Raw genomic sequence first — 23303 nt, 5'->3', positions numbered from 1 at the left:
TGACGAGCGATGGGCGGACGAACGTGCGCTGATCTTGGCAGATCGGCGCACAGTCAGCAGTACGTCAAGGCATTGCCAGGGCTGTCGTGGGCCATCGATCAGCCGTTGGGGCGTGATTCGATCGCCTGCAGCGACCACCTGTTGCCGTCAGGATCGCCGAAGTAGACGAAGCTGCCCCATGGCTGCACCTCGACCTCGCTGGCATCGACGCCGGCGTCGAGCAGTTGCCGGCGTGCCGCCCCGGCGTCGGCGACCACAACCTGGATTTCCTGGGTGCCGGGAGTCTTGTCGGTGATGCCCTCGCCGATCACGATGGAGCAGGCCGAGCCGGGTGGTGTGAGCTGGACGAACCGCAGGCCCTCGTGCACCCTGTGATCGTGGTCGGCGTTGAAGCCCACCTTCTGGTAGAACGCCTTGGCCCGGTCGACATCGGTCACCGGAACGGGGATGAGTTCGATCTTCCAGTCCATGGACCCACCGTAGGACATGGTTACGGTTCCGAGCGGGGAGGTTGAAGCGTGGGTATCGCGTGGCGTGACTCGCCGGAAGAACTGGCCGGACCGCCACGCCGACGGGGCCTGGCTCCGGACCGGGTGGACAACGTCGAGGCGGCGTGGAAGGCATTCCGCGTACGTCCGCTGGTCTAGGGTCCCTGGGGTGGTCAGGAGCGCGCAGGACGTTGTGGGCGTAATCGAGTCAGACCCGGGAGCAATGGAAGTCCTTCGAGTTACGGCCGACCTTGGATTGTCGGACTGGTGGATCGGTGCCGGCTTCGTACGCAACCGCGTCTGGGACGCGATCAGCAACATCGCGGCCTCGCCGGAGCGCGACGTGGATGTCGCCTACTTCGACCCGGAAAAGCTGGACCCACGCGAGGACGCACACGCCGAAGCCCAGGCCATGATGGCCCTGCCTGGGGTGCCGTGGGAAATTCGTAATCAAGCACGGATGCATCTGCGCAATGGCGATGAGCCCTACACGTCCGCCATGGACGCGATATCGCGCTGGCCCGAAACGGCAACGTGCGTCGCGGTTACCCTGCGGGGTGACTCTGTTCGCCTGGTGTCCTGCCACGGGTTGGCTGACCTTGTAGGAATGGTTGTCCGCCCCTCTCCAGCCTTCAACAATGCGGCGGGCCGCGCGAAGGTGCAGCGCCGCGTGCAGGTCAAGGGATGGCTCGACCGATGGGCCGGACTGCGGCTGGAGATCTAGCGCTCACGCCGGGCGTAAGGAAGGGCAGCCCCGACAGGACGTCCTCCTCTCGGCACGCCCGGATGCATGCACCCCGCGACCTGGTTACCTTGCGTGACGGGCGCTTCGCGGCAGAAGAGGACGTCCGCGAGATTCAGCCGCGGCTGGCGTACAGGTACACGGTGACCACGTCGGGTGCGTCGAGGTTGAGCAGGACCGATCGGCGCGTGCCGTCGGCGGTGGGTTGTTCCTCGACGATTCCGGAGACGGTCTTGGCGGTTTCGGGGTCCCACAGGTTGCCGCCGCCGACGTTGCGTTTCGTGTCGACTGCCCGAACTCCCGGTGCGGGAGCCGCCGTGAACTTTGCCTCGGCAACGAAGGCGTCGAGCGCAGTACGGGGGATGCGGAGCTCCCACTGGTCGGCGGCAGCTCGGGCGAGTTGGTCGCCGTGCCGGCCGACGCTGTGGCCGTAGCCGCGCCCGGCCAGTGTCAGGTCGTCCAGCAGGCACCGGGCGTGCACATCCACGACCATCGGCAGCAGCATCCGGGCCGACGAGCCGGGCGGCGCGGGCCGTCAGCTCGGCGTCGACCAGCTCTCGTACTGCGGTGATCGCCTTCTGCCCACGCTTCCGTCCCAGAAGGTAGAATCCCTATTTGTCAGGTAGGCAAAGTAGGTTAGCGTCACCGCCATGACTGGTCGGGAAGCCCTGCTTGACGGCACCGCAGTCGCAGTGTCACGAGGATGTTGCTGCGGCTGCTGCCGCTGAGCCTGCGTCCCCTGACTTCTCGCCTACCGCCGCGTCGCCGACTCAAGACGACACGGCAGCGTTTTCCGCAAGCCCGACCAACAGCCGCTCGCCGCGCCGACGCATGGCCGGAGACTGCGCATCCCGCTCTGCGCGGCGGTGTGAAAGTGCGGTTACTCGTCAGATCCGAGCCCATACCCAACTACTGAGAGGACGTCCCCTGATGTCACCGTTGACAATGAGACTGGGCGCAGTTGCCGCCACCGCCGCCCTGGGCTGCACTGCATTCGCTGCCACCGGCACCGCCGCTGCTCCGCTCGGCGCCGCAGCCACTCATGCCGGCCCCGGGCAGCCGAACATCGTGTTCGTACTGGCCGACGACCTGGGGTGGGCCGATCTCAGCACCGGCCTCACGAACAAGGGGTCGGGCAACACCTACAACGAAACCCCCACGGTCGACCGCCTCGCCGCGGAGGGCGTCGCCTTCGACAACGCCTACGGCGGTCCCAACTGCGTGCCGACCCGAGCCGCTCTCCTCACCGGGCTCTACGCGCCCCGGCCGACGAACAATCTCTTCCTGGTCGGCGACCTGGACCGCGGCGGGGACGGCACGCTACTGGACGGGGCACCGCAGGGGCTCCCAGACGGCGACGACGCGCTGCCGGGTGAGGCCTACACCGTCGGCGAGGCGCTGCGTGACGCCGGCTACGCGACCGGGTACGTCGGCAAGTTCCACGTGACCAGGACCGCTGACCAGATCACGGCCGACTTCGGGTTCGAGGAGAACCTGGGCGGCTCGAACTCGGGACACGCCAGCCAGTACCACGCCATCGACGGGACGTTCAACAACAGCATCGGCCCGGCGTTGGACAAGTTCGCGGCCGACTACACCCAGAAGTACGTCGACGAGAACATCAAGCCCTACTCCCGCGGCGCGGGCGACGCGAGCCTGGACGCCCTCGTCGGCACCGACAAGCACGTGACCGACGCGGTGGCGGACGCGACCATCGACTTCATCGACCGCCACACGGACGAGCCGTTCTTCACCTGGGTCAGCAACTACGCGGTGCACACGCCAATCGGCGTCAAGCAGCCACGCGCCGACCTGCTTGCGAAGTACCAGGCCAAGCCGGCTGTTCCCGGACACCCGGCTGATGCGTCGTACTCCGCGCTGTTGGAGGGCCTCGACCAGGGGCTGGCCCGCATCGTGCACCACCTCGAGACCACCCCGGATCCCCGCAACCCCGGGCACCCGTTGGCGGACAACACCATCGTGGTCTTCACCTCCGACAACGGTGGGACCGCGAACGCCGACAACGGCTGGCTCAGCGGCTACAAGGGCGAACTGCGGGAGGGCGGGCTACGGGTTCCAGCCATCGTGTGGAGCAGGAACGAGCGCCTGGTCGGCGGTGGCGTGGTCGACCCGACACCGATCCACGCGGTCGACTACCTGCCGACGTTCGCATCGCTGGCCGGTGCGAAGCTGCCCAAGGGCCTGCGCCCCGACGGTGTGGACCTGAGCGGAATCTGGCGCAACGAAAGCGCCGAGCTCGGCACGCGCCACCTCTTCTGGCACCTGCCTGGGTACCTGATCGCGGGCGCGCGGGACCAGCGCCCCGAGACGGCGATTCGGTCGGGGCCGTGGAAGCTCAGCTACCGCTACGAGACCCAGGACTGGGAGCTCTACAACCTGGACAGCGACATCGGTGAGACCACCAACCTGGCCGCAGCGTACCCCGATGTCACCAAGCGGCTCGGCAGCCGGCTGATCCGCTGGCTCGACGACGTCGACGCGCCGCTGGCCACGCTGCGCGAGGGCAAGGCCCCGATCACCGTCACCTTCCGGGGCACGGCGTACTCCAACGGGAAGATCACCCACTACGACGAGCCGACGCGGCTGACGTTCCAGCCGGGAGACGAGGTGCCGGCGTTGCTGCCCACGGCGGTCACCGACCGATGACCTCCGACCATCACCACCGTACCGCCGGGTCCACCACGCCGAGCTGTTGTGCACCCGGCGGCCCGCAGCAGACCGCGGCGACCGGCGGGCTGCTGCAGGTCGGCCGCCGGCCGCGGCAGCCCGACCCCGTCGACTGGGAGGCTGGCCGGTCGCGCTCCACGCGCGGCCAGGTCAGCCTGCCCGGCGGAAGCTTCGCCATGGGCGACGCATTCGGTGAGGGCTACCCGGGCGACGGGGAAGGTCCGGTGCACGAGGTCACCGTCGGAGCCTTCACCATCGATGCCACGACGGTCACCAACGCAGCCTTCGCGACCTTCGTCAAGGCCACCGGCTATGTCACCGAGGCCGAGGTGCTCGGCGTCTCCGCCGTCTTCCATCTCCAGGTGAAGGCTGAACGTAGCGACGTCGTCGGGGCCGCCACCGGTACCCCCTGGTGGCTCGTGGTCCGCGGCGCCGACTGGCGTCGCCCCTACGGGCCGGCCTCCTCGATCGCGGACCTCCAGAACCACCCTGTGGTCCAGGTGACCTGGAACGATGCCCGCGCGTACGCCGCGTGGGCGGGCAAGCGCCTGCCCACCGAGGCCGAGTGGGAGTACGCCGCCCGTGGCGGCCTCGACCGGGCACGGTTCCCCTGGGGCAACGATCTGCTCCCGCGCGGCCGGTGGAACTGCAACATCTGGCAGGGCGAGTTCCCCCGCCTCAACACCACCGACGACGGCTTCATCGGCACCGCACCTGTCAAGCAGTACGCCCCGAACGGCCATGGCCTGTTCAACATGGTCGGGAACGTGTGGGAGTGGTGCGAGGACTGGTTCGCCACCGACACCTACGCACGGCGCGCCGGCACCGGTGTCGTCGACCCTCGCGGGCCAGCGAACCCGGACGTCTCAGGCCGGCGCGTGATGCGCGGCGGATCGTTCCTGTGCCACGACTCCTACTGCTACCGCTACCGGGTCGCGGCCCGCTCCGGGAACACCCCTGACTCCGCAGCCTCCAACATCGGCTTCCGCTGCGCCTGAACGTCCATCCGGGCGACCCACCTGCTCGGAGGCGCCCTCGCGTCATCCCGCCGGCATTCAACACCACGTCCACGCTCGCTCTCACGGCGAGCGCTGTCTCTTCCTGCCGCTTCCTCTGCATCGGAGGCCATTCCTTGATCACTCGTCGTCAGCTCCTCGCCGGCACCGCCGCCGGTCTCGGAGTCGCAGCGCTCCCGTCCACCGCAACAGCCGAGCCGAAGACCACAGGGCGGCCCCGGCCGAACATCGTGCTCGTGCTCGCCGACGACCTCGGATACGGCGAGCTCGGCGCGTACGGGCAGCGCACCATCGCGACGCCGCGCCTGGACCGGCTCGCCGCCGAAGGGCTGCGCTTCACCGACGCGTATTCCGCCGCGGCCGTCTGCGCGCCCTCACGCTCGGCACTGCTCACCGGCCTGCACGCGGGCCACGGGGCGGTGCGCAACAACCCTGGGGGCGACCCCGACTCAATCGCCTTCTCCGACGGCGACACCACGTTCGCCGAGGTGCTGCGCGCCCGGGGTTACCACACGGGACTGTTCGGCAAGTGGGGCTTCGGTCCCGAGCGCGGCGACCAGCCAAGCCACCCCAATGCCCGCGGGTTCGACGAGTTCCTGGGCTACCTCACGCACGGCCACGCCCACGACTACTACCCGTCGTACCTGTGGCGGAACGGAGAGCGGCTCGAACTGCCCGAGAACGCCGGGTCCGACAAGACCACCTTCGCCCCCGACCTCTTCCACGACCGGGCTCTCGACTTCATCCGGACCCACCGCTCCGAGCCGTTCCTGCTCGTGGTCACCCCGAACCTTCCCCACGCCCCGAGCGACGTCCCCAGCCAGGAGCCGTACGCCGACGAGGACTGGCCCTCGGCGGACCGGGGCCACGCGGCCCAGGTCACCCGGATCGACACGTACGTCGGTGAACTGGTCGACGAGCTCGCCGCGCAGGGACTGCTCGGGTCCACGGTGGTTCTGGTGACCAGCGACAACGGTCCGCACGAGGAGGGTGGCTTCGACCCGGACCGGTTCGACGCGAACGGCCCCCTCACCGGTTACAAGCGCAACCTGTACGAGGGCGGTGTCCGGATCCCGCTGATAGCCTGGGCCCCGGGCCGGATCCGGCCCGGCGTGACCGACCGGCTCACCCAGCAGACCGACCTGCTCCCCACGCTGGCCGACCTGGCCGGCGTCCCCGGACCGCGCGACATCGACGGCCGGTCGTTCAGCTCTCTGCTCGAGCCGCGTCCGGCTGCGGCCCCCGCCCAGCCGTACCTCTACTTCTGGCGGCTCGACAACGGCAACACCAGGCGGGCCCGCGAAGTCGATGCCGGCCGCCTGCAGCGGGCAGCCGAGGCGGTACGCGAAGGCAACTGGAAGGCGATCCGTTGGGCGCCGGGCAAGGACCGGACCGTCCCGGACGAGCAGTGGCAGGTCGAACTCTACGACCTTGCCCGCGACCTCGGTGAGACGACCGACCTGGCAGCCACCCACCCCGAGGTCGCGAACCGGCTGGTGGGCCTCCTGCGGCAGTCCTGGATCGACGAGGTCACGCGCGAAGGCTACGGCGTCGAACTCGACACCCCGGACCTGCTGCTTCCCGGCGTCACCTACGAGCTCACCGCCACCCTCGCGAACGGCTCGGCGGTGGCCTGGACCGGCGCTCGGCTGGTGCTCTCCGCCCCTCGGGGGTGGACCGTCGAGCCGGCGACCAGCCGGGGGCTCGGACGCCTCTCCCCCGGCGCCCGGGTGAGCACCACCTGGCGGGTCCGGGTGCCCGGGGAGACCACGGCGAAGGAGTGGCCGCTGACCGTGTCGGGTTACGCCGTCGCCCGCGACGCGCCCCTCACCTTCCGCGCCGAGCGCCGCTTCACCCCGCCGCCGTCTCCGCCGGCCACCGACTCGTACCTGAGCGATCTGCCCTGGCTCACCGCGGTCAACGGCTGGGGCCCGGTGGAACTGGACACCAGTAACGGCAAGCAGGCCGCCGGGGACGGCCCACCGATCTCCCTCGGTGGCACCGCCTACGACAAGGGCCTCGGTGTCCACTCCCACTCCGAAGTCACCTACCACCTCGGAGGCCGGGTGGCCCGGTTCACCTCGGTGGTGGGCATCGACGACTTCAGCGCCCGGCAGAGCTCGCGGGGCAACACGATCGCCGAGGTATGGGCCGACGACCAGCTCGTCCACACCAGCGGCGTGCTGCGGGCGTCCACCGGACCCGAACCGGTGGACGTCGACGTTCGGGAGGCCCGGCTGCTACGGCTGGTCGTGCGTGCCGCCGACTCCGGAAACGGCTTCAACCACACGTCCTGGGCAGACGCCTTCGTCCGGCTGGGCTGACGAGCCACCTTCGCGAAATGTGGAGTCCAGGCGCGTCTTGGAACGTGAGATGCGCCAGGAAGCCCAGCCGGAGCCACGTCACGAGACCAGGGCGATTCAGGGTGATCGCTGCCGAGACAACGGCGAGCGCGCCGCCCCCGGAGGGGCGACGCGCTCGACGAGAAACGTGTCAGACGTTGAAGCCGAGGGAGCGGAGCTGGTCGCGCCCCTCGTCGGTGATCTTGTCCGGCCCCCACGGCGGGAGCCACACCCAGTTGATCCGGATGTCGTCGACCAGGCCGCCGCCCGGTCCCGTGGTCAGCGCCTGCCGGGCCTGGTCCTCGATCACGTCGGTCAGCGGGCACGCCGCCGAGGTCAGCGTCATGTCCAGGGTGGCGACGTTGTCGTCGCCGACGTGCACGCCGTACACCAGGCCGAGGTCGACCACGTTGATGCCCAGCTCGGGGTCGACGACGTCCTTCATCGCCTCCTCGACGTCGGCGACGGCGGCCTTGCCCTTGGCCGCCGACGCGGCGGCCGGCGCCCCGTCCGTGGCCGGTGCGGCGGCGTCCGTGGCCGGCACGGCCGCGTCCTCGGTCGCCGGGGTCGCCGCGGTGGCGGTGTCCTCGCTGCTCATGCCTCAACCTCCGTCGGGCTCACGCCCACACCGGCGCGTGCCGCGGCGTCCTTGAACGCCATCCACGGCAACAGCGCGCACTTGACCCGGGCGGGGTAGCGGGCGACGCCCGCGAACGCGACCCCGTCACCGAGCACGTCCTCGTCCGGCGTGACCTGGCCACGGCCGGACATCAACTCGACGAACGCCTCGTGCACCCGGAACGCGTCGCCCGCGTCCCGGCCGACCAGCAGCTCGTGCAGCACGCTCGCCGACGCCTGGCTGATGGAACAGCCCATGCCGTCGTACGAGACGTCGTGCAGCACGTCGCCGTCGGTCGCCACCCGCACGGTGACCTCGTCACCGCAGGTCGGGTTGACGTGGTGCGCCTCGGCGACCCGGGCGCCCGTGGCGTCCGGGTCGCGCAGGCCGCGACCGTGCGGGTGCTTGTAATGGTCCAGGATGATCTCCTGGTAAAGAGATTCAAGCTGCATCAGGGTGAACTCCCGTCGATCCGCGGGCTCCCGCGTCGCCGCTCACTCGAACACCTTCCGCACCTTCTCCAGGCCCGCCACCAGGGCGTCGATCTCCACCGTGGTGGTGTAGAGGTAGAACGAGGCCCGCGTCATGGCCGGCACGCCGAAGCGGGTGCACACCGGCTTGGCGCAGTGGTGGCCGACGCGCACCTGCACGCCGAGGGAGTCGAGCACCTGCCCGACGTCGTGCGGGTGGATGTCGCCGAGGGCGAACGAGATGGTGCCGCCCCGGCCCACCGGCACGGCCGGCCCGAAGATCCGCAGGCCGGGCACCGTGGCGAGGGCGTCCAGCGCGTACGCCGTCAGCTCCTTCTCGTGCCACTGGATGGCCCGCATCCCGATGCCGGCGAGGTAGTCGACGGCCGCGCCGAGCGCGACCGCCTCGGCGATCGGCGGGGTGCCCGCCTCGAACCGGGCCGGCGGCGCGGCGAACGTCGAGCGGGCCATGGTGACCGTCTCGATCATCGACCCGCCGCCCAGCACCGGCGGCATCGCCGCCAGCAGCTCGGTCCGGCCCCAGAGCACGCCGATGCCGGTCGGGCCGCACATCTTGTGCCCGGTGAAGACGATGAAGTCCGCGTCGTAGTCGACCACGTCCATCGGCATGTGCGGCACCGACTGGGAGCAGTCGAGCAGCAGCAGCGCGCCCACCTCGCGGACCCGCGCGGTGATCCGCGAGGTGGCGTTGACCGTGCCGAGGATGTTGGACGTGTGCACCAGCGAGACGATCTTCGTCCGCTCGGTGACCAGGTCCTCCAGCCCCGACTCGTCCAGCCGCCCCTGGTCGGTGACCGGGAACCAGCGCAGGGTCGCGCCGGTGCGCTCGCAGAGCAGCTGCCACGGCACGATGTTCGAGTGGTGCTCCATCTCGGAGATCACCACCTCGTCGCCGGGGCCGAGCCGGAAGCGGGGGTCGGCGTCGGGCCGCAGCGACGCGTTGGAGAACGCGTACGCCACGATGTTGATCGCCTCGGTGGAGTTCTTGGTGAACACCACCTCGTCCACGCTCGGCGCGTTGATGAACGCGGCGATCTTCGCCCGCGCGCCCTCGTACGCCTCGGTGGCCTCGGTGCCCAGGGTGTGCACCGAGCGGGACACGTTGGCGTTGTGCATCGCGTAGTGCTCGCCGAGCACGTCGAGCACCTGCCGCGGCTTGTGCGAGGTGTTGGCGCTGTCGAGGTAGACCAGCCGGTGCCCGTTGACCTCCCGGTCGAGGATCGGGAAGTCGGCGCGCACCTTCGCCACGTCGTAACGCGGCACGTCGTCGTACTGCGGCATCCCCGACGGGATCGCGATGGAAGTCATGTCGACCGGCCCACCCATTCTTCCGAGAGGACTCAGGCCCGCGCCGCGCCGGCCCCGGCGACGTAGCGCTCGTAGCCCTCTTCCTCGAGCTTGTCGGCCAGCTCCGGGCCACCCTGCTCGACGATCCGGCCGGCGACGAAGACGTGCACGAAGTCCGGCTTGATGTAGCGCAGGATCCGGGTGTAGTGGGTGATCAGCAGCATCCCGGTGTCGCCGTTGTCGCGGACCCGGTTGACGCCCTCGCTGACCACGCGCAGCGCGTCCACGTCGAGGCCGGAGTCGGTCTCGTCGAGGATCGCGATCTTCGGCTTGAGCAGCTCCAGCTGCACGATCTCGTGCCGCTTCTTCTCGCCGCCGGAGAAGCCCTCGTTGACGTTGCGCTGGGCGAAGGCCGGGTCCATCTGGAGGCGCTCCATGGCCCCGCGCAGCTCGCCACCCCAGGTGCGCAGCTTGGGCGCCTGGCCGTCGATGGCGGTCTTGGCGGTACGCAGGAAGTTCGCCACCGAGACGCCGGGGACCTCGACCGGGTACTGCATGGCCAGGAAGAGGCCGGCGCGGGCGCGCTCGTCCACGGACAGGGCCAGCACGTCCTCGCCGTCGAGGGTCACCGAGCCGCCGGTGATCTCGTACTTGGGGTGGCCGGCGATCGAGTAGGCCAGGGTGGACTTGCCGGAGCCGTTCGGGCCCATGATCGCGTGGGTCTCACCCGAGCGGACGGTCAGGTCGACACCGGCCAGGATCGGCTTGAGCTCACCCTCGGGCAGCTTGACCGACACCTTCAGGTCGCGGATCTCCAGGGTGCTCATTATCGGGTCACTCCATTGCTCGGCGTGAGACTGACGTAGATGTCGCCGTCTCGGACTTCGACGGGATAGACGGGAACGGGTTCGGTGGCGGGCAGCCCGGTCGGCTCGCCGGTCCTCAGGTCGAAACGGGATCCGTGCAGCCAGCATTCCAGCGTGCATCCCTCGACCTCCCCCTCGGAGAGGGCGACCGCGGCGTGCGAGCACTCGTCGTAGGCGGCGTAGAAGACGCCGTCCTCGCCGTGCACCAGCGCGATCGGGGTGCCGTCGACGTCCGCGCTGACCACGGTGCCCTTCGGCACGTCCTCGGTGGCGCAGAGGCGGATCATCAGGCGCCGGCCTTGGTGAGCCGGGCCTCGATGGCGTCGCCCAGGCGCTCCCGCAGCGACTCGACCGGGATCTTGTTGATCAGCTCGGCGAAGAAGCCGCGGACCACCAGGCGCCGCGCCTCGGCTTCCGGGATGCCCCGGGCCATCAGGTAGAACAGCTGCTCGTCGTCGAAGCGGCCGGTCGCGCTCGCGTGCCCGGCGCCGGCGATCTCGCCGGTCTCGATCTCCAGATTGGGTACGGAGTCCGCCCGCGCGCCGTCGGTCAGCAGCAGGTTCCGGTTGATCTCGTACGTGTCGGTGCCGGTCGCCTCGGCACCGATCAGCACGTCGCCCACCCAGACGGTGCGCGCGCTCTCGCCCTGCAGGGCGCCCCGGTAGCCGACGTAGCTGCGGCAGTCGGGCACGGTGTGGTCGACCAGCTGGCGGTGCTCCAGGTGTTGCCCCGAGTCGGCGAAGTAGAGGCCGTACAGCTCGGCCTCGCCGCCCCGGTCGGTGTATTCCACCGAGGTGTACTGCCGGACCAGGTCGCCGCCGAGGGAGACCTGGACGTGCACCACCTTCGCGTCGCGGCCCAGCCGGACCTTCAGGTGCTGGGCCTGGACGGCGTCGTCGGCCCAGTCCGCGACGGTGACCAGGGTCAGCTTCGCCCCGTCGGCCACGGACACCTCGACGTTGTCGGCCAGCGTGGCCGAGCCGACGTGCTCCACCACCAGGGTCACCTCGGCGAACCGGCCCACCTCGACGAAGGTGTGCCCGAAGGCCAGGCCCTCGACGCCCTCGCCGACCACCCGCAGGCTCACCGGCTCGGCCACCACGGCGTCGCGGGCGACCTGGACCAGCAGCGCCTGGTCGGCCCCGCCGTAGGCCAGCGCGCTGACCCGGTCGACCGGGGTGAGCACGCTGCCCACCCGCGGGTCGTCGGAGCCGATCCGCCCGACGGTGACACCCTCGGGCAGGTCGCCGTGCTCGTGGCGGACCGCGCCGGTGGCGGCCGGCGACGCGCCGACCAGCCCGCGCAGCCGCTTGAGCGGGGTGAAGCGCCACTCCTCCTCCAGGCCGGTCAGGGCCGGGAAGTCGGCGACGTCGTACGAGCGGAGCGCCTGCGACTTGGTGCTGGGCGGCGCGGAAGCCTGGGTAGTCATCTCTTCCTTGGTCTGTTCTACGACGACGGTGTCATTGGTCGGAGGTCGGTCGGTGTTCGCGCGGCCCGGTCGGACAGGTCGGTGTCCACCGGCCCCCGCAGCGGGTCGGCGTTCGCGCGGCCCGCAGCGGGTCGGGGCGCGTCAGCCGACCGCGCCCTCCATCTGGAGCTCGATCAGGCGGTTGAGTTCCAGGGCGTACTCCATCGGGAGCTCCTTGGCGATCGGCTCGATGAACCCACGAACGATCATCGCCATCGCCTCGTCCTCGCTCAGGCCCCGGCTCATCAGGTAGAAGAGCTGGTCATCGCTGATCTTGGAGACGGTCGCCTCGTGCCCCATCGACACGTCGTCCTCGCGGATGTCGACGTACGGGTAGGTGTCCGAGCGGGAGATGGTGTCGACCAGCAGGGCGTCGCACTTGACCGTGCTGCGGCTGCTGTGCGAGCCCTCCAGCACCTGGACCAGGCCCCGGTACGACGTGCGGCCGCCGCCCCGGGCGATCGACTTGGAGACGATCGTGGAGGAGGTGTGCGGCGCGGCGTGCACCATCTTGGCGCCCGCGTCCTGGTGCTGCCCCTCGCCGGCCATGGCCACCGAGAGCACCTCGCCCTTGGCGTGCTCGCCGGTCATGTAGACCGCCGGGTACTTCATGGTGACCTTGGAGCCGATGTTGCCGTCGACCCACTCCATGGTCGCGCCCTCGTGGCAGACGGCACGCTTGGTGACCAGGTTGTAGACGTTGTTCGACCAGTTCTGGATGGTCGTGTAGCGGCACCGGGCGTTCTTCTTGACGATGATCTCCACGACCGCGCTGTGCAGCGAGTCGGAGGAGTAGAGCGGCGCGGTGCAGCCCTCGACGTAGTGCACGTACGCGCCCTCGTCGACGATGATCAGCGTCCGCTCGAACTGGCCCATGTTCTCCGTGTTGATCCGGAAGTAGGCCTGCAGCGGGATCTCCACGTGCACGCCCTTCGGCACGTAGATGAACGAGCCGCCGGACCACACGGAGGTGTTCAGTGCGGCGAACTTGTTGTCGCCGACCGGGATCACCGTGCCGAAATACTCCTTGAAGACGTCCTCGTGCTCGCGCAGGGCGGTGTCGGTGTCCAGGAAGACGACACCCTGCTCCTCGAGGTCCTCACGGATCTTGTGGTAGACGACCTCGGACTCGTACTGCGCCGCGACGCCGGCGACCAGCCGCTGCTTCTCCGCCTCGGGGATGCCCAGCCGGTCGTAGGTGTTCTTGATGTCCTCGGGCAGGTCCTCCCAGCTGGTGGCCTGCTTCTCCGTGGACCGCACGAAGTACTTGATGTTGTCGAAGTCGATCCCGGTGAGGTCGGCGCCCCAGGCCGGCATCGGCTTGCGGCCGAACAGCCGCAGGCCCTTGAGCCGCAGGTCGAGCATCCAGGCCGGCTCGTTCTTCTTGGCCGAGATGTCCCGCACCACCGCCTCGTTGAGGCCGCGCTGGGCGACCGCCCCGGCGACGTCGGGGTCGGCCCAGCCGTACTCGTAGCGCCCCAGGGCGGCGAGCTGCTCTTCCTGCGTCAGGGGCTGGACGATCTGCTCGGTCATCTATCTGTCCTCACAGTGGTGACGGTCTTACCGGAACGGGCACGCCCCGGCTGGGCGGGAATGTGCGTGGTGCACACTCCGTCGCCGTGCGCGATGGTGGCCAGGCGCTGCACGTGGGTGCCGACCAGGCGGGAGATCACCGCGGTCTCGGCCTCGCACAGCTGAGGAAACTCGGCGGCCACGTGCGCCACCGGGCAGTGGTGCTGACAGAGCTGGCCGCCGGTGGCGATCGTGGACGCGTTCGCAGCGTAACCCTCGGCGGTCAACGCTCCGGCGAGTGCCTCGGCCCGCGCGAGCGGGTCGTCGCCGGCGTCCTCCATGGCGGCCCGGCAGCGGGTCTCCAGCGCGGCGACCTGGTCGGTCGCGAACGCCTCGACCGCCGCGGCGCCGCCGTTGCGGGCGATCCAGCGCAGCGCGGCGGTGGCCATGTTGTCGTAGTGGTGGGTGCCGCAGCGGACCCGGGCCGCGTCGGTCAGCACGAACACCTTCGCCGGCCGGCCCCGGCCGCGGTGGCCCCGGACGGTCTGCTCGCGGGCGAGCACGTCGCCGTCGGCGAGCATCGCGTCGAGGTGCCGGCGGATCGCGGCCGGGCTGAGCCCGAGCGCCGAGCCGAGCTGCGCGGCGGTTGTCGCGCCCCGCTCCAGCAGCAGCTGGGTGACCCGGTCACGGGTGGAGAGATCCGCGACGGACGCGGACTGACCGGCGGCCGGGACGACCGCCGGCTGGTGCCCGGAGAGCGCCGCCGCGTTTTTCACAACGCCAACGTTACGTAATTCGTCCGGGGCCCGCAAACCCGGGTCGCGGTGATCCGAACCACCGCACGGACGGAGTCACCCAATCGGGCTCCACTACGGTGCGTAGGATTTGCGCCGTGAAGCAATCCGTCCGGTTCCCGGTCTCCACCGCCCTGCTGCGCCGTCTCGCGCTCGCCTCGATCATCGCGAACGTGGGCATCGTCGTCACCGGCGGGGCCGTCCGGCTCACCGGGTCCGGCCTCGGCTGCCCCACCTGGCCCCGGTGCACCGAGGAGTCGTACGTGACGACACCGGAGATGGGCATCTACGGAGTGATCGAGTTCGGCAACCGCCTGCTCACCTTCGCCGTCGGCTTCATCGCGCTGGCGGTCCTGCTGGCCGTGCTGCTGCACCTCCCCCGGCGCCGGGACCTGGTCCCGCTCGCGGTCGCCGTGCTCCTCGGCATCCCCGCACAGGCGGTCATCGGCGGGATCACCGTGCTCACCGACCTCAACCCGTGGGTGGTCGGCCTGCACTTCCTCGCCTCGATGCTGGTGATCGCGGCCGCGTACGCGCTGTGGCGGCGGATCAAGGACCCGGTGGGCCCGGCGGAGGCCGTCGTGCCCGCCCCGCTGCGGACCCTCACCGCGATCACCACCGTGGTCAGCGCGGCGGTGCTGGTGATCGGCACCTGGGTGACCGGCAGCGGCCCGCACGCGGGCGACCACGGCGCCGCCCGCAACGGGCTCGACCCGGAGACGATCTCCCAGGTGCACGCCGACAGCGTCTTCCTGCTGATCGGCCTGTCCGTGGCGCTGGTCTTCGCCTTCCGCGCGGTCGGCGCGCAGCGGGCCGCGCGGGCCGCGCTGGTGCTCGTCGCAGTCGAGCTGGGCCAGGGCCTCATCGGGTTCGTGCAGTACTTCACCAACCTGCCGGCGCTGCTGGTGGGCGCGCACATGCTGGGTTCCTGCCTGGTGCTGCTGGCCACCCTCTCGGTGCAGTGGTCCACCCGCGAGCGCCGCCCGGTCGGGCCGGCCCCGGCCCCGGACGACGCCGACTGGGCCGTCCCCGTCGCCGCCTGACCGCGCCCGGCCCAGCCGGCTGTGCACCTGAGCGCTCCCCCACCCGCCCCGACGGTCAGCCGGCGGCGCGGCCCAGGTGGGTGAGGATCGCGTCGGCCAGGCGGTCGGCGGCGCCGTCGGCGTGGCCGAGGAACAGCGACGGCTCGGTGAGTTCCAGCTCCACCAGGACCGGCACGCCGTCCGGGCCCGGGATGAGGTCCACCCGGGCGTAGAGCAGCCGTCCCGGCCCGCCGGGCACCGCCGCGAGGGCCCGCTCCGCCACCGCCGACTGCTCCGGGGTGGCGGTGCGGGCGGTGATCTCCTCGGGCCGGTACAGCGCGTCGGCGCCGAGGTCCGGGCCGGTCAGCATCGGGCCCTTGCGGATGGCGTGGCTGAACGTCGGGCCGTCCGGCCCGGCCAGGAAGAGCAGCGCCGTCTCGCCGGCCGTGTCGACCGCGTCGAGGTACGGCTGCACCATGGTCAGCCGCCCGGCGTCCGACAGCCGCCGCACGTGCGCCACGGCCAGTTCCCGGTGGTGCGGATCGGCCAGGTCGTAGCGGCCGGTGTCCTGGCTGCCCGCGCTGACGGCCGGCTTGACGACGTACTCGCCGTGGGCGGCGGGTGGTCGCCAGTCCTCCCCCGGCGCGACCCAGGACGTCGGCACAGTGCGCACCCCGGCCGCCGACAGCTCGGCCAGGTACCGCTTGTCGGTGTTCCATCGCACCACGTCGGCCGGGTTGGCCAGGGCGGGCACCCGCGACGCCCAGGCGACGAACTCGTCGCGGCGCAGCGCGTAGTCCCACGGCGACCGGAGCACCGCCAGGTCGTACGCGGTCCAGTCGGCGGCCGGTTCGGCCCAGTCCACCGCCTCGGCGGTCACGCCGCGGCGCGCCAGCGGGTCTAGCAGCAGCCGGTCGTCGGGGTCGAGGTCGGGCAGGTCGGCACAGGTGACGAGAGCGACCCGGGGTTTCCCCCGGGTCGGCTGGTGTTGATCGGTCAAGTTGTTTATGTCAACGGGCCATCGTGCGCCGGGCCATCGACCGCCAGAGGTCGTTGCTCGGACGCATCTGGTCCATCAGTTCACGCTCCCAGGCGTTCTCGACGGTGACTCCCGCCTTCGCGCAGGCCTGCCGCGCCACGACGGTGTCGTCGGCGAACTGGTCGCCCCACACCCCGTCCTCGCCCACGAGGACGATGCGCGCGCCACGCTTGCCGACGTACTCGATGACCGCCTTCGCCCCGCCGTGACCGGCGGCGAACGACTTGATGCCCGCGACCAGGCCCTGCGGGGCCTGCCCGGGGGTCTGCTCGGCCGTCAGCGTCGTATCGGAACCATCTGCCATGTCGGGAAGCGTAAGCAGACTTGCACCCGGGCGGGCGAGAACCATGAACCTTTTGTGATGCCAATTACCCGCAGGTTTAAGGAGAACCACAGGCGGAATGCCCGGTCTTGTCCGGACTTATCCCGCCAAAAGGGCGGCCCGAACCGGGCCGGCCCAGGGCATCCGAGCGGTTCTGGAACCATACCGACGGCGTCACCGATGTGACAAGAAACCCGGACAAGCCATGCACGATGATGATTTGCCGGTACGGCCTCCGGCCGCCGGGGACCGAGCCGCACGACCCCCGGCCGGGACCCGGTTCGGCGCGGCGACCCGCCGGAGCGGCGGGCGCAGCCGGGTCAGATCAGCGCGTCGAGCGCGACGGCGGCGAAGAGGATGGTCAGGTATGTCGTCGACCAGTGGAACAGCCGCATCGGCTTGACGGCCTGCCCCCGCGCCACCCGGCGGGCGAGCTTGTGCGCCTCCACCACGAAGATGGCGCCGACCACCACGGCGGGCACGCCGTAGATGAGGCTCATCCCCAGCGGCCACACGGCCAGCGAGGACGCCACGGTCAGCCAGGCGAAGCCGATGATCTCGGCGTTGACCCGCCGCGTGGAGGCCACCACCGGCAGCATCGGGATGCCGGCCCGGGCGTAGTCGTCCTTGTACTTCATCGCCAGCGGGTAGAAGTGCGGCATCTGCCAGAAGAAGACCACCGCGAAGAGCGCCCACGCGGCCGGGGAGAGCGTCCCGGTGACCGCCGCCCAGCCGATCAGCACCGGCGCCGCCCCGCAGGCCCCGCCCCAGAACGTGTTCGCCGTCGTGGTGCGCTTGAGCCAGAGGGTGTAGACGACGTCGTAGTAGACGATCGCGGCGAGCGTGAGCCCGGCGGCCAGCAGGTTGGTGAACGCCGCCATCATCGCGACCGACACCGCCGCCAGCACCAGCCCGAAGATCAACGCGTTGCGCGGTGTCACGGTGTGCGTCGGCAGCGGGCGGCGCTTGGTGCGCCGCATCAACTGGTCGATGTCCCGGTCGATGTAGCAGTTGATGACGCTGGCCGCGCCCGCGGCGAGCGAGCCGCCGACCAGCACCACGGCCACCAGCCAGAGCGACGGCATCCCGCCGTCCGCGAGCATCATCGCCGGCACCGTGGTGACGAGGAGCAGCTCGACGATCCGCGGCTTGGTCAGCGTCACATAGGCCGCGACCACCGCGCGGACGTCCCGGCGGGCCACCGCCGACGCCTCCGCCGCAGTCCGCACCGGCGGCTGCCCGGCAGAGTTGCTGACGGGGCGCTCGGTGATCATGCTCACGGATTGCCACCTTCCGGCGTCGGCAGGGGAGGTCGGATCGGCCGGACCCGACTGGGGCCACACGCCGGACCACAGACTACGCGTCGTCGTTTTGGCTGCCCGGGCGACCCGACAACGGTGCGGGCCGTCACACCGTCGGGGCACCACCGCGCACCGGCGCGGACCAGTACAGACCGGCATGCAGAGATCCCTGGGCGGACGTTTAGGACCGCTCGATAGGGTCATCACTGAGGGTTCCGCCCATCTGCCGAGGAGCACAACCATCGTGGCTGCCAACCGACCCGAGCACCCCGCACTCAACTGGTCCGACCTCGACCGCCGGGCCGTCGACACCGTCCGCGTGCTGGCCATGGACGCCGTGGAGAAATCCGGCAACGGCCACCCGGGCACCGCGATGAGCCTCGCGCCCGCGGCGTACCTGCTCTTCAACCGGGTCATGCGGCACAACCCGGCCGACCCGAACTGGCCCGGCCGGGACCGCTTCGTGCTCTCCGCGGGTCACTCCAGCCTCACCCTCTACATCCAGCTCTTCCTCTCCGGCTACCCGCTGGCCCTGGAGGACCTCAAGTCGCTGCGGCAGTGGGGCTCGCTGACCCCGGGCCACCCGGAGCACGGGCACACCCCCGGCGTGGAAACCACCACCGGGCCGCTCGGGCAGGGCCTCGGCAACGCGGTCGGCATGGCGATGGCGGCCCGCCGTGAGCGCGGCCTGTTCGACCCGGAGGCGGAGCCGGGCCGGTCGGTCTTCGACCACGACATCTGGTGCATCGTTTCGGACGGTGACATCGAGGAGGGCATCAGCCACGAGGCCAGCGCGCTCGCCGGGCATCAGCAGCTCGGCAACCTCACGGTGATCTACGACGACAACGAGATCTCGATCGAGGACGACACCCGCATCGCCAAGAGCGAGGACGTCGCGGCCCGCTACGAGGCGTACGGCTGGCACGTGCAGACCGTCGACTGGCGTGCCGGCGACGCCGACCAGGGCGACTACCACGAGGACGTGGAGGCCCTGCACCGGGCGCTGCTGGCGGCAAAGGCCGAGACCAGCCGTCCCTCGTTCATCGCGCTGCGCACCATCATCGGCTGGCCCGCGCCCAACAAGAAGAACACCGGCAAGATCCACGGTTCGGCGCTGGGCGCCGACGAGGTGGCGGCCACCAAGCAGCTGCTCGGCTTCGACCCGGCCCGCACCTTCGAGGTCGACGAGGAGGTGCTCGGGCACGCCCGCACGGTGATGGAGCGCGGCGCCCGGGCCCAGCAGGAGTGGACCACGGCGTTCGACGGCTGGGCCAAGGCCAACGCGGAGCGCCGCGCACTCTACGACCGGATGGCCGGGCGGGTCCTGCCGACCGGCTGGACCGAGTCGCTGCCGGAGTTCCCGGCCGACGCCAAGGGCGTCGCCACCCGGGCCGCCTCCGGCAAGGTCCTGGAGGCGCTCGCCGGAGTGCTGCCGGAGCTGTGGGGCGGCTCGGCCGACCTGGCGGAGAGCAACAACACCACCATGAAGGGCGAACCGTCCTTCGTCCCCGCCGTCCACGCCACCAAGGACTTCCCCGGCCACGAGTACGGCCGCACGCTGCACTTCGGCATCCGCGAACACGCCATGGGCGCCATCCTCAACGGCATCGCCCTGCACGGCGGCACCCGCCCGTACGGCGGCACCTTCCTGGTCTTCAGCGACTACATGCGCCCGGCGGTACGGCTCGCCGCGCTGATGAAGCTGCCGGTGGTCTACGTCTGGACGCACGACTCGATCGGCCTCGGCGAGGACGGCCCGACGCACCAGCCGGTGGAACACCTGACCGCGCTGCGCGCCATCCCCGGCCTGGACGTGGTCCGGCCGGCCGACGCCAACGAGACCGTGTGGGCCTGGCGGCAGGCCCTGGAGCACACCGACCGGCCGACCGCGCTGGCGCTGAGCCGGCAGCCGCTGCCGACGCTGGACCGGTCGACCCTGGCCGGCGCCGAGGGCGTGGCCAAGGGCGGTTACGTGCTGGCCGAGGCGTCCAACGGCAAGCCGCAGGTCATCCTCGTCGGCACCGGCTCCGAGGTGCAGCTCTGCCTGACCGCCCGCGAGCGGCTGGAGGCCGACGGCACCCCGACCCGGGTCGTCTCGATGCCCTGCCAGGAGTGGTTCTTCGAGCAGGACGAGGCGTACCGGGAGTCGGTGCTGCCGCGCGGGGTAAAGGCACGGGTGAGCGTGGAGGCGGGCATCGGCATGTCGTGGCGCGGCATCGTGGGTGACTGCGGCGAGAGCGTGAGCCTGGAGCACTACGGCGCGAGTGCCCCGCACTCCGTGCTCTTCGAGCAGTTCGGATTCACCCCCGACCGGATCGTGGCCGCCGCGCACGCGGCACTGACCCGGATGGGCGACATCACCGGTTTCACCACCGGCAACTGAGGGGAGCGTGGACGGCATGACGGACAGGCTGAGTGAACTCACCGCCGCAGGCGTGGCGGTCTGGCTCGACGACCTTTCCCGGGTACGGCTGTCCTCCGGCGGGCTGGACCAGCTCCGCCGGGAGAAGCACGTGGCCGGGGTGACCACCAACCCGACGATCTTCGCCAAGGCGCTGAGCGACGCCGACGAGTACGACTGGCAGCTGCGCGACCTCGCCTCCCGTGGGGTGGAGGTCGAGGAGGCCGTACGCATGCTCACCACGTACGACGTGCGGTGGGCGTGCGACGTGATGCGCCCGTCGTACGAGGGCAGCGGCGGGGTCGACGGCCGGGTCTCCATCGAGGTGGACCCGCGGCTGGCCCACGAGACCGACAGGACCGTCGCCGAGGCCAAGGCGCTGTGGTGGCTGGTCGACCGGCCGAACCTCTTCATCAAGATCCCGGCCACCGAGGCCGGCCTGCCGGCGATCACCGCCACCCTGGCGGAGGGGATCAGCGTCAACGTCACGCTGATCTTCGGGCTGGACCGCTACTCGCAGGTGATGGAGGCCTTCCTGGCCGGCCTGGAGCAGGCGAAGGCGAACGGGCACGACCTGTCGAAGATCGGGTCGGTCGCGTCGTTCTTCGTCTCCCGCGTCGACAGCGAGGTCGACAAGCGGCTGGAGAAGCTCGGCTCCGACGAGGCCAAGGCGCTGCGCGGCAAGGCCGCCGTCGCCAACGCCAAGCTCGCGTACGAGCGCTACGGCGAGGTGTTCTCCTCCGACCGGTGGCAGGCGCTCGCCGACGCCGGCGCCCACCCGCAGCGGCCGCTGTGGGCCTCCACCTCGACCAAGAACCCGGACTACCGGGACGTCATCTACGTCGAGGAGCTGATCGCCCCCGGCACGGTCAACACCATGCCGGAGCCGGTCGTGCACGCGTACGCCGACCACGGCGAGACCCGCGGCGACACCATCACCGGTTCGTACGACGAGGCCCGCACGGCCTTCGCGGACCTGGAGTCGGTCGGGATCGACATGGCCGACGTCATCGAGACCCTGGAGCGCGAGGGCGTGGAGAAGTTCGAGGCAAGCTGGCAGGAACTGCTCGACGGCGTCCGCAAGTCGCTGGCGGCCGCGGGCCGCGGCGCCGGCAACCCGAGCGACGCCGCGAAGGACAACGCGCAGGCCGCGCAGCAGGCGGGAGGAAACGCGTGAGCGAGCGTAGCGAGCGAACCATCAGGCTCAGCAGTGCGGCGCCTCGCGCCGCCGCCGAGCGGAGCGAGGTGGCGGCGTGAGTGATCTGCTCAACGGCGCGGTCGAGGCCGCCGCCGGGCTCTCCGTGCACGGGGCCGACGCCGTCGACAAGTCGGCCCCCGCCTCCACCCGGGACGCGCTGGTGAACGCCGGCACGCCGGGCAAGCTGGCCGCGAAGGACCCGACCCTGTGGGGTCCGGACGCCGAGGCGGAGGCGAAGATCCGCCTCGGCTGGGTGGACACCCACCTGCGCAGCCGGGAACTGCTGCCCCAGCTCGCCGAGCTGAAGGCGGAGCTGGCCGACCTGGACCACGTGGTGCTCGCCGGGATGGGCGGCTCGTCGCTGGCCCCCGAGGTCATCGCCCGCACCCTGGGCAAGCAGCTGACGGTGCTCGACACCACCGACCCGGGGCAGATCCGGGCGGCGCTGGCCGATCGGCTGGAGCGCACCGTGGTCGTGGTGGCCAGCAAGTCCGGTTCGACGGTCGAGACCGACAGCCACCGCCGGGCGTACTGGCAGGCGTTCCTCGACGCGGGGATGACCGAGGCGGAGGCCGGCCGGCACTTCGTCGTCGTCACCGACCCCGGCTCGCCGCTGGAGGCCACCGCCGCCGAGATGGGTGCCTTCACCGTACTCGCCGACCCGAACGTGGGCGGCCGGTATGCGGCGCTGACCGCGTTCGGGCTGGTCCCGTCGGCGCTGGCCGGCGTCGAGGTGGCCGAGCTGCTCGACGAGGCCGACGCGCTGGCGCGGTCGCTGGGCGGGGACCGCGACAACCCGGCCCTGGCGCTCGGCGCGGCCCTCGGGGCGGCGGCCACCATGGGCCGGGACAAGGTCGCCCTGATCTCCGACGGCACCGGCATCGAGGGCCTCGGCGACTGGGCCGAGCAGCTGATCGCCGAGTCCACCGGCAAGGCCGGGGTCGGCATCCTGCCGGTCGTCGTGGAGTCGCCGCAGAGTCCCGGCGCCGCCGGCGACGACGTGCTCACCGTGACCTACGGCGGCGCGCTGCCCGCCGGCGCCGTCCCCGGCGGGGGCGCCGACGCCGACGTGGCCGTCAACGGCCCGCTCGGCGCGCACTTCCTCGCCTGGGAGTACGCCACCGCGATCGCCGGCGTGGTGCTCGGCATCGACCCGTTCAACCAGCCCAACGTCACCGAGTCCAAGGAGAACACGAACCGGATCCTCGACTCCGGTCCGCCGGCGGAGACGCCGTCGTTCACCGAGGGCGCGATCGAGGTGTACGCGCCGCAGGGCGCCCCCGGCGACCTGGCCGGCGTGCTCCGCCAGCTCGTCGACGCGACGGGCGACGACGGCTACCTCGCGGTGATGGCGTACCTCGACCGGTTCGCCGACGCCGACGCGGCCCGGCTGCGGCCGCTGCTGGCCGGTGCCGCCGGCCGGCCGGTCACCTTCGGGTGGGGCCCGCGCTTCCTGCACTCCACCGGCCAGTACCACAAGGGCGGTCCGCAGGTCGGCAGCTACCTCCAGCTCACCGGCGCGGTCGTCGACGACCTGCCGGTGCCGGGCAGGCCCTACACCTTCGGGCAGTTGCAGGCGGCGCAGGCCACCGGCGACCGGCAGGCCCTGGCCGAGCGGAAGCGCCCGGTGGTCCGGCTGCACCTGACCGACCGGTCGGCGGGCGTGGCCCAGCTGCTCGATGCCGTCGGGGCGTTGCGGGCGTGACG

21 protein-coding genes are annotated in these 23303 nt (G+C 71.1%); 8 read left to right on the top strand and 13 right to left on the bottom strand.

Annotation, left to right across the window (positions count from 1 at the left end):
• Positions 1-98: 98 nt before the first annotated feature.
• Positions 99-470 (bottom strand): VOC family protein, encoded by a 372-nt coding sequence (locus F6X68_RS06395; protein WP_151453369.1) that lies wholly within the window; start codon positions 468-470, stop codon positions 99-101.
• 241 nt (positions 471-711) lie between these two features.
• On the opposite strand from F6X68_RS06395, the gene F6X68_RS06390 reads away from it, so the two are divergent.
• Complete coding sequence (locus tag F6X68_RS06390) at positions 712-1212, top strand: nucleotidyltransferase family protein (RefSeq protein ID WP_225852016.1); 501 nt, start codon at positions 712-714, stop codon at positions 1210-1212.
• A 133-nt stretch (positions 1213-1345) separates the two neighbouring features.
• Here the strand turns inward: F6X68_RS06390 and F6X68_RS06385 are convergent, their stop codons facing one another.
• Positions 1346-1723, bottom strand: coding sequence for a hypothetical protein (locus tag F6X68_RS06385; protein ID WP_151453367.1), 378 nt, complete (start codon positions 1721-1723; stop codon positions 1346-1348).
• Positions 1724-2175: 452 nt separating this feature from the next.
• Between F6X68_RS06385 and F6X68_RS06380 the strand changes: the two genes are divergently transcribed.
• The 3 genes from F6X68_RS06380 to F6X68_RS06370 all read left to right on the top strand — a co-directional run bounded on the left by F6X68_RS06380 (position 2176) and on the right by F6X68_RS06370 (position 7258).
• Entirely contained in the window at positions 2176-3897 is a 1722-nt protein-coding gene (locus F6X68_RS06380) for a sulfatase (protein WP_225852018.1), read from the top strand.
• A gap of 197 nt (positions 3898-4094) precedes the next feature.
• Positions 4095-4916, top strand: coding sequence for a formylglycine-generating enzyme family protein (locus tag F6X68_RS06375; RefSeq protein WP_370518912.1), 822 nt, complete (start codon positions 4095-4097; stop codon positions 4914-4916).
• Positions 4917-5164: 248 nt separating this feature from the next.
• The gene (locus F6X68_RS06370) at positions 5165-7258 is read left to right on the top strand and encodes a sulfatase-like hydrolase/transferase (protein ID WP_225852017.1); all 2094 of its coding nucleotides are present in this window, start codon (positions 5165-5167) and stop codon (positions 7256-7258) included.
• 169 nt (positions 7259-7427) lie between these two features.
• Here the strand turns inward: F6X68_RS06370 and F6X68_RS06365 are convergent, their stop codons facing one another.
• From F6X68_RS06365 to F6X68_RS06330, 8 genes are all read right to left on the bottom strand, one after another.
• Positions 7428-7874: a metal-sulfur cluster assembly factor gene (locus F6X68_RS06365; RefSeq protein WP_151453363.1), complete on the bottom strand. Its 447-nt coding sequence runs from the start codon at positions 7872-7874 to the stop codon at positions 7428-7430.
• Entirely contained in the window at positions 7871-8347 is a 477-nt protein-coding gene (gene sufU, locus F6X68_RS06360; protein WP_151453362.1) for a Fe-S cluster assembly sulfur transfer protein SufU, read from the bottom strand. Before sufU ends, F6X68_RS06365 begins: the two co-directional genes overlap by 4 nt.
• A 42-nt stretch (positions 8348-8389) precedes the next feature.
• Positions 8390-9694: a cysteine desulfurase gene (locus F6X68_RS06355; protein ID WP_151453361.1), complete on the bottom strand. Its 1305-nt coding sequence runs from the start codon at positions 9692-9694 to the stop codon at positions 8390-8392.
• Between the two features lie 32 nt (positions 9695-9726).
• On the bottom strand, positions 9727-10500 hold the full coding sequence (sufC, locus tag F6X68_RS06350) for a Fe-S cluster assembly ATPase SufC (protein WP_151453360.1): 774 nt from the start codon (positions 10498-10500) through the stop codon (positions 9727-9729).
• Positions 10500-10826, bottom strand: coding sequence for a non-heme iron oxygenase ferredoxin subunit (locus F6X68_RS06345; RefSeq protein ID WP_151453359.1), 327 nt, complete (start codon positions 10824-10826; stop codon positions 10500-10502). Before F6X68_RS06345 ends, sufC begins: the two co-directional genes overlap by 1 nt.
• Positions 10826-11968, bottom strand: a complete 1143-nt coding sequence (gene sufD, locus F6X68_RS06340; protein ID WP_151453358.1) for a Fe-S cluster assembly protein SufD — start codon at positions 11966-11968, stop codon at positions 10826-10828. Before sufD ends, F6X68_RS06345 begins: the two co-directional genes overlap by 1 nt.
• Positions 11969-12109: 141 nt before the next feature.
• A complete protein-coding gene (sufB, locus tag F6X68_RS06335) occupies positions 12110-13540 on the bottom strand; it encodes a Fe-S cluster assembly protein SufB (RefSeq protein WP_151453357.1) in 1431 nt (476 codons plus the stop codon).
• Positions 13537-14295 (bottom strand): metalloregulator ArsR/SmtB family transcription factor, encoded by a 759-nt coding sequence (locus F6X68_RS06330; protein ID WP_151453356.1) that lies wholly within the window; start codon positions 14293-14295, stop codon positions 13537-13539. Before F6X68_RS06330 ends, sufB begins: the two co-directional genes overlap by 4 nt.
• 98 nt (positions 14296-14393) lie before the next feature.
• Here F6X68_RS06330 and F6X68_RS06325 point away from each other — a divergent pair, with 98 nt between their 5' ends.
• Entirely contained in the window at positions 14394-15356 is a 963-nt protein-coding gene (locus tag F6X68_RS06325) for a heme A synthase (protein ID WP_192581298.1), read from the top strand.
• Positions 15357-15411: 55 nt separating this feature from the next.
• Here F6X68_RS06325 and F6X68_RS06320 read toward each other — a convergent pair whose 3' ends face one another.
• The 3 genes from F6X68_RS06320 to F6X68_RS06310 all read right to left on the bottom strand — a co-directional run bounded on the left by F6X68_RS06320 (position 15412) and on the right by F6X68_RS06310 (position 17976).
• A complete protein-coding gene (locus tag F6X68_RS06320; RefSeq protein ID WP_151453354.1) occupies positions 15412-16335 on the bottom strand; it encodes a RimK family alpha-L-glutamate ligase in 924 nt (307 codons plus the stop codon).
• Between the two features lie 10 nt (positions 16336-16345).
• Entirely contained in the window at positions 16346-16678 is a 333-nt protein-coding gene (locus F6X68_RS06315; RefSeq protein WP_132240329.1) for a hypothetical protein, read from the bottom strand.
• 338 nt (positions 16679-17016) lie between these two features.
• Positions 17017-17976: a heme o synthase gene (locus F6X68_RS06310; RefSeq protein WP_151453353.1), complete on the bottom strand. Its 960-nt coding sequence runs from the start codon at positions 17974-17976 to the stop codon at positions 17017-17019.
• A gap of 265 nt (positions 17977-18241) precedes the next feature.
• On the opposite strand from F6X68_RS06310, the gene tkt reads away from it, so the two are divergent.
• The 3 genes from tkt to F6X68_RS06295 all read left to right on the top strand — a co-directional run bounded on the left by tkt (position 18242) and on the right by F6X68_RS06295 (position 23301).
• The gene (gene tkt, locus F6X68_RS06305; protein ID WP_151453352.1) at positions 18242-20380 is read left to right on the top strand and encodes a transketolase; all 2139 of its coding nucleotides are present in this window, start codon (positions 18242-18244) and stop codon (positions 20378-20380) included.
• Positions 20381-20396: 16 nt separating this feature from the next.
• Complete coding sequence (gene tal, locus F6X68_RS06300) at positions 20397-21575, top strand: transaldolase (RefSeq protein ID WP_151453351.1); 1179 nt, start codon at positions 20397-20399, stop codon at positions 21573-21575.
• A 76-nt stretch (positions 21576-21651) separates the two neighbouring features.
• Positions 21652-23301: a glucose-6-phosphate isomerase gene (locus F6X68_RS06295; RefSeq protein WP_151453350.1), complete on the top strand. Its 1650-nt coding sequence runs from the start codon at positions 21652-21654 to the stop codon at positions 23299-23301.
• Positions 23302-23303: the final 2 nt, after the last annotated feature.

The organism is Micromonospora sp. AMSO12t, from assembly GCF_008806585.1.
Lineage (GTDB): Bacteria > Actinomycetota > Actinomycetes > Mycobacteriales > Micromonosporaceae > Micromonospora > Micromonospora reichwaldensis.
The sequence above is the reverse complement of the archived record's forward strand: the minus strand, read 5'-3'. Positions and strand labels throughout refer to the sequence as shown.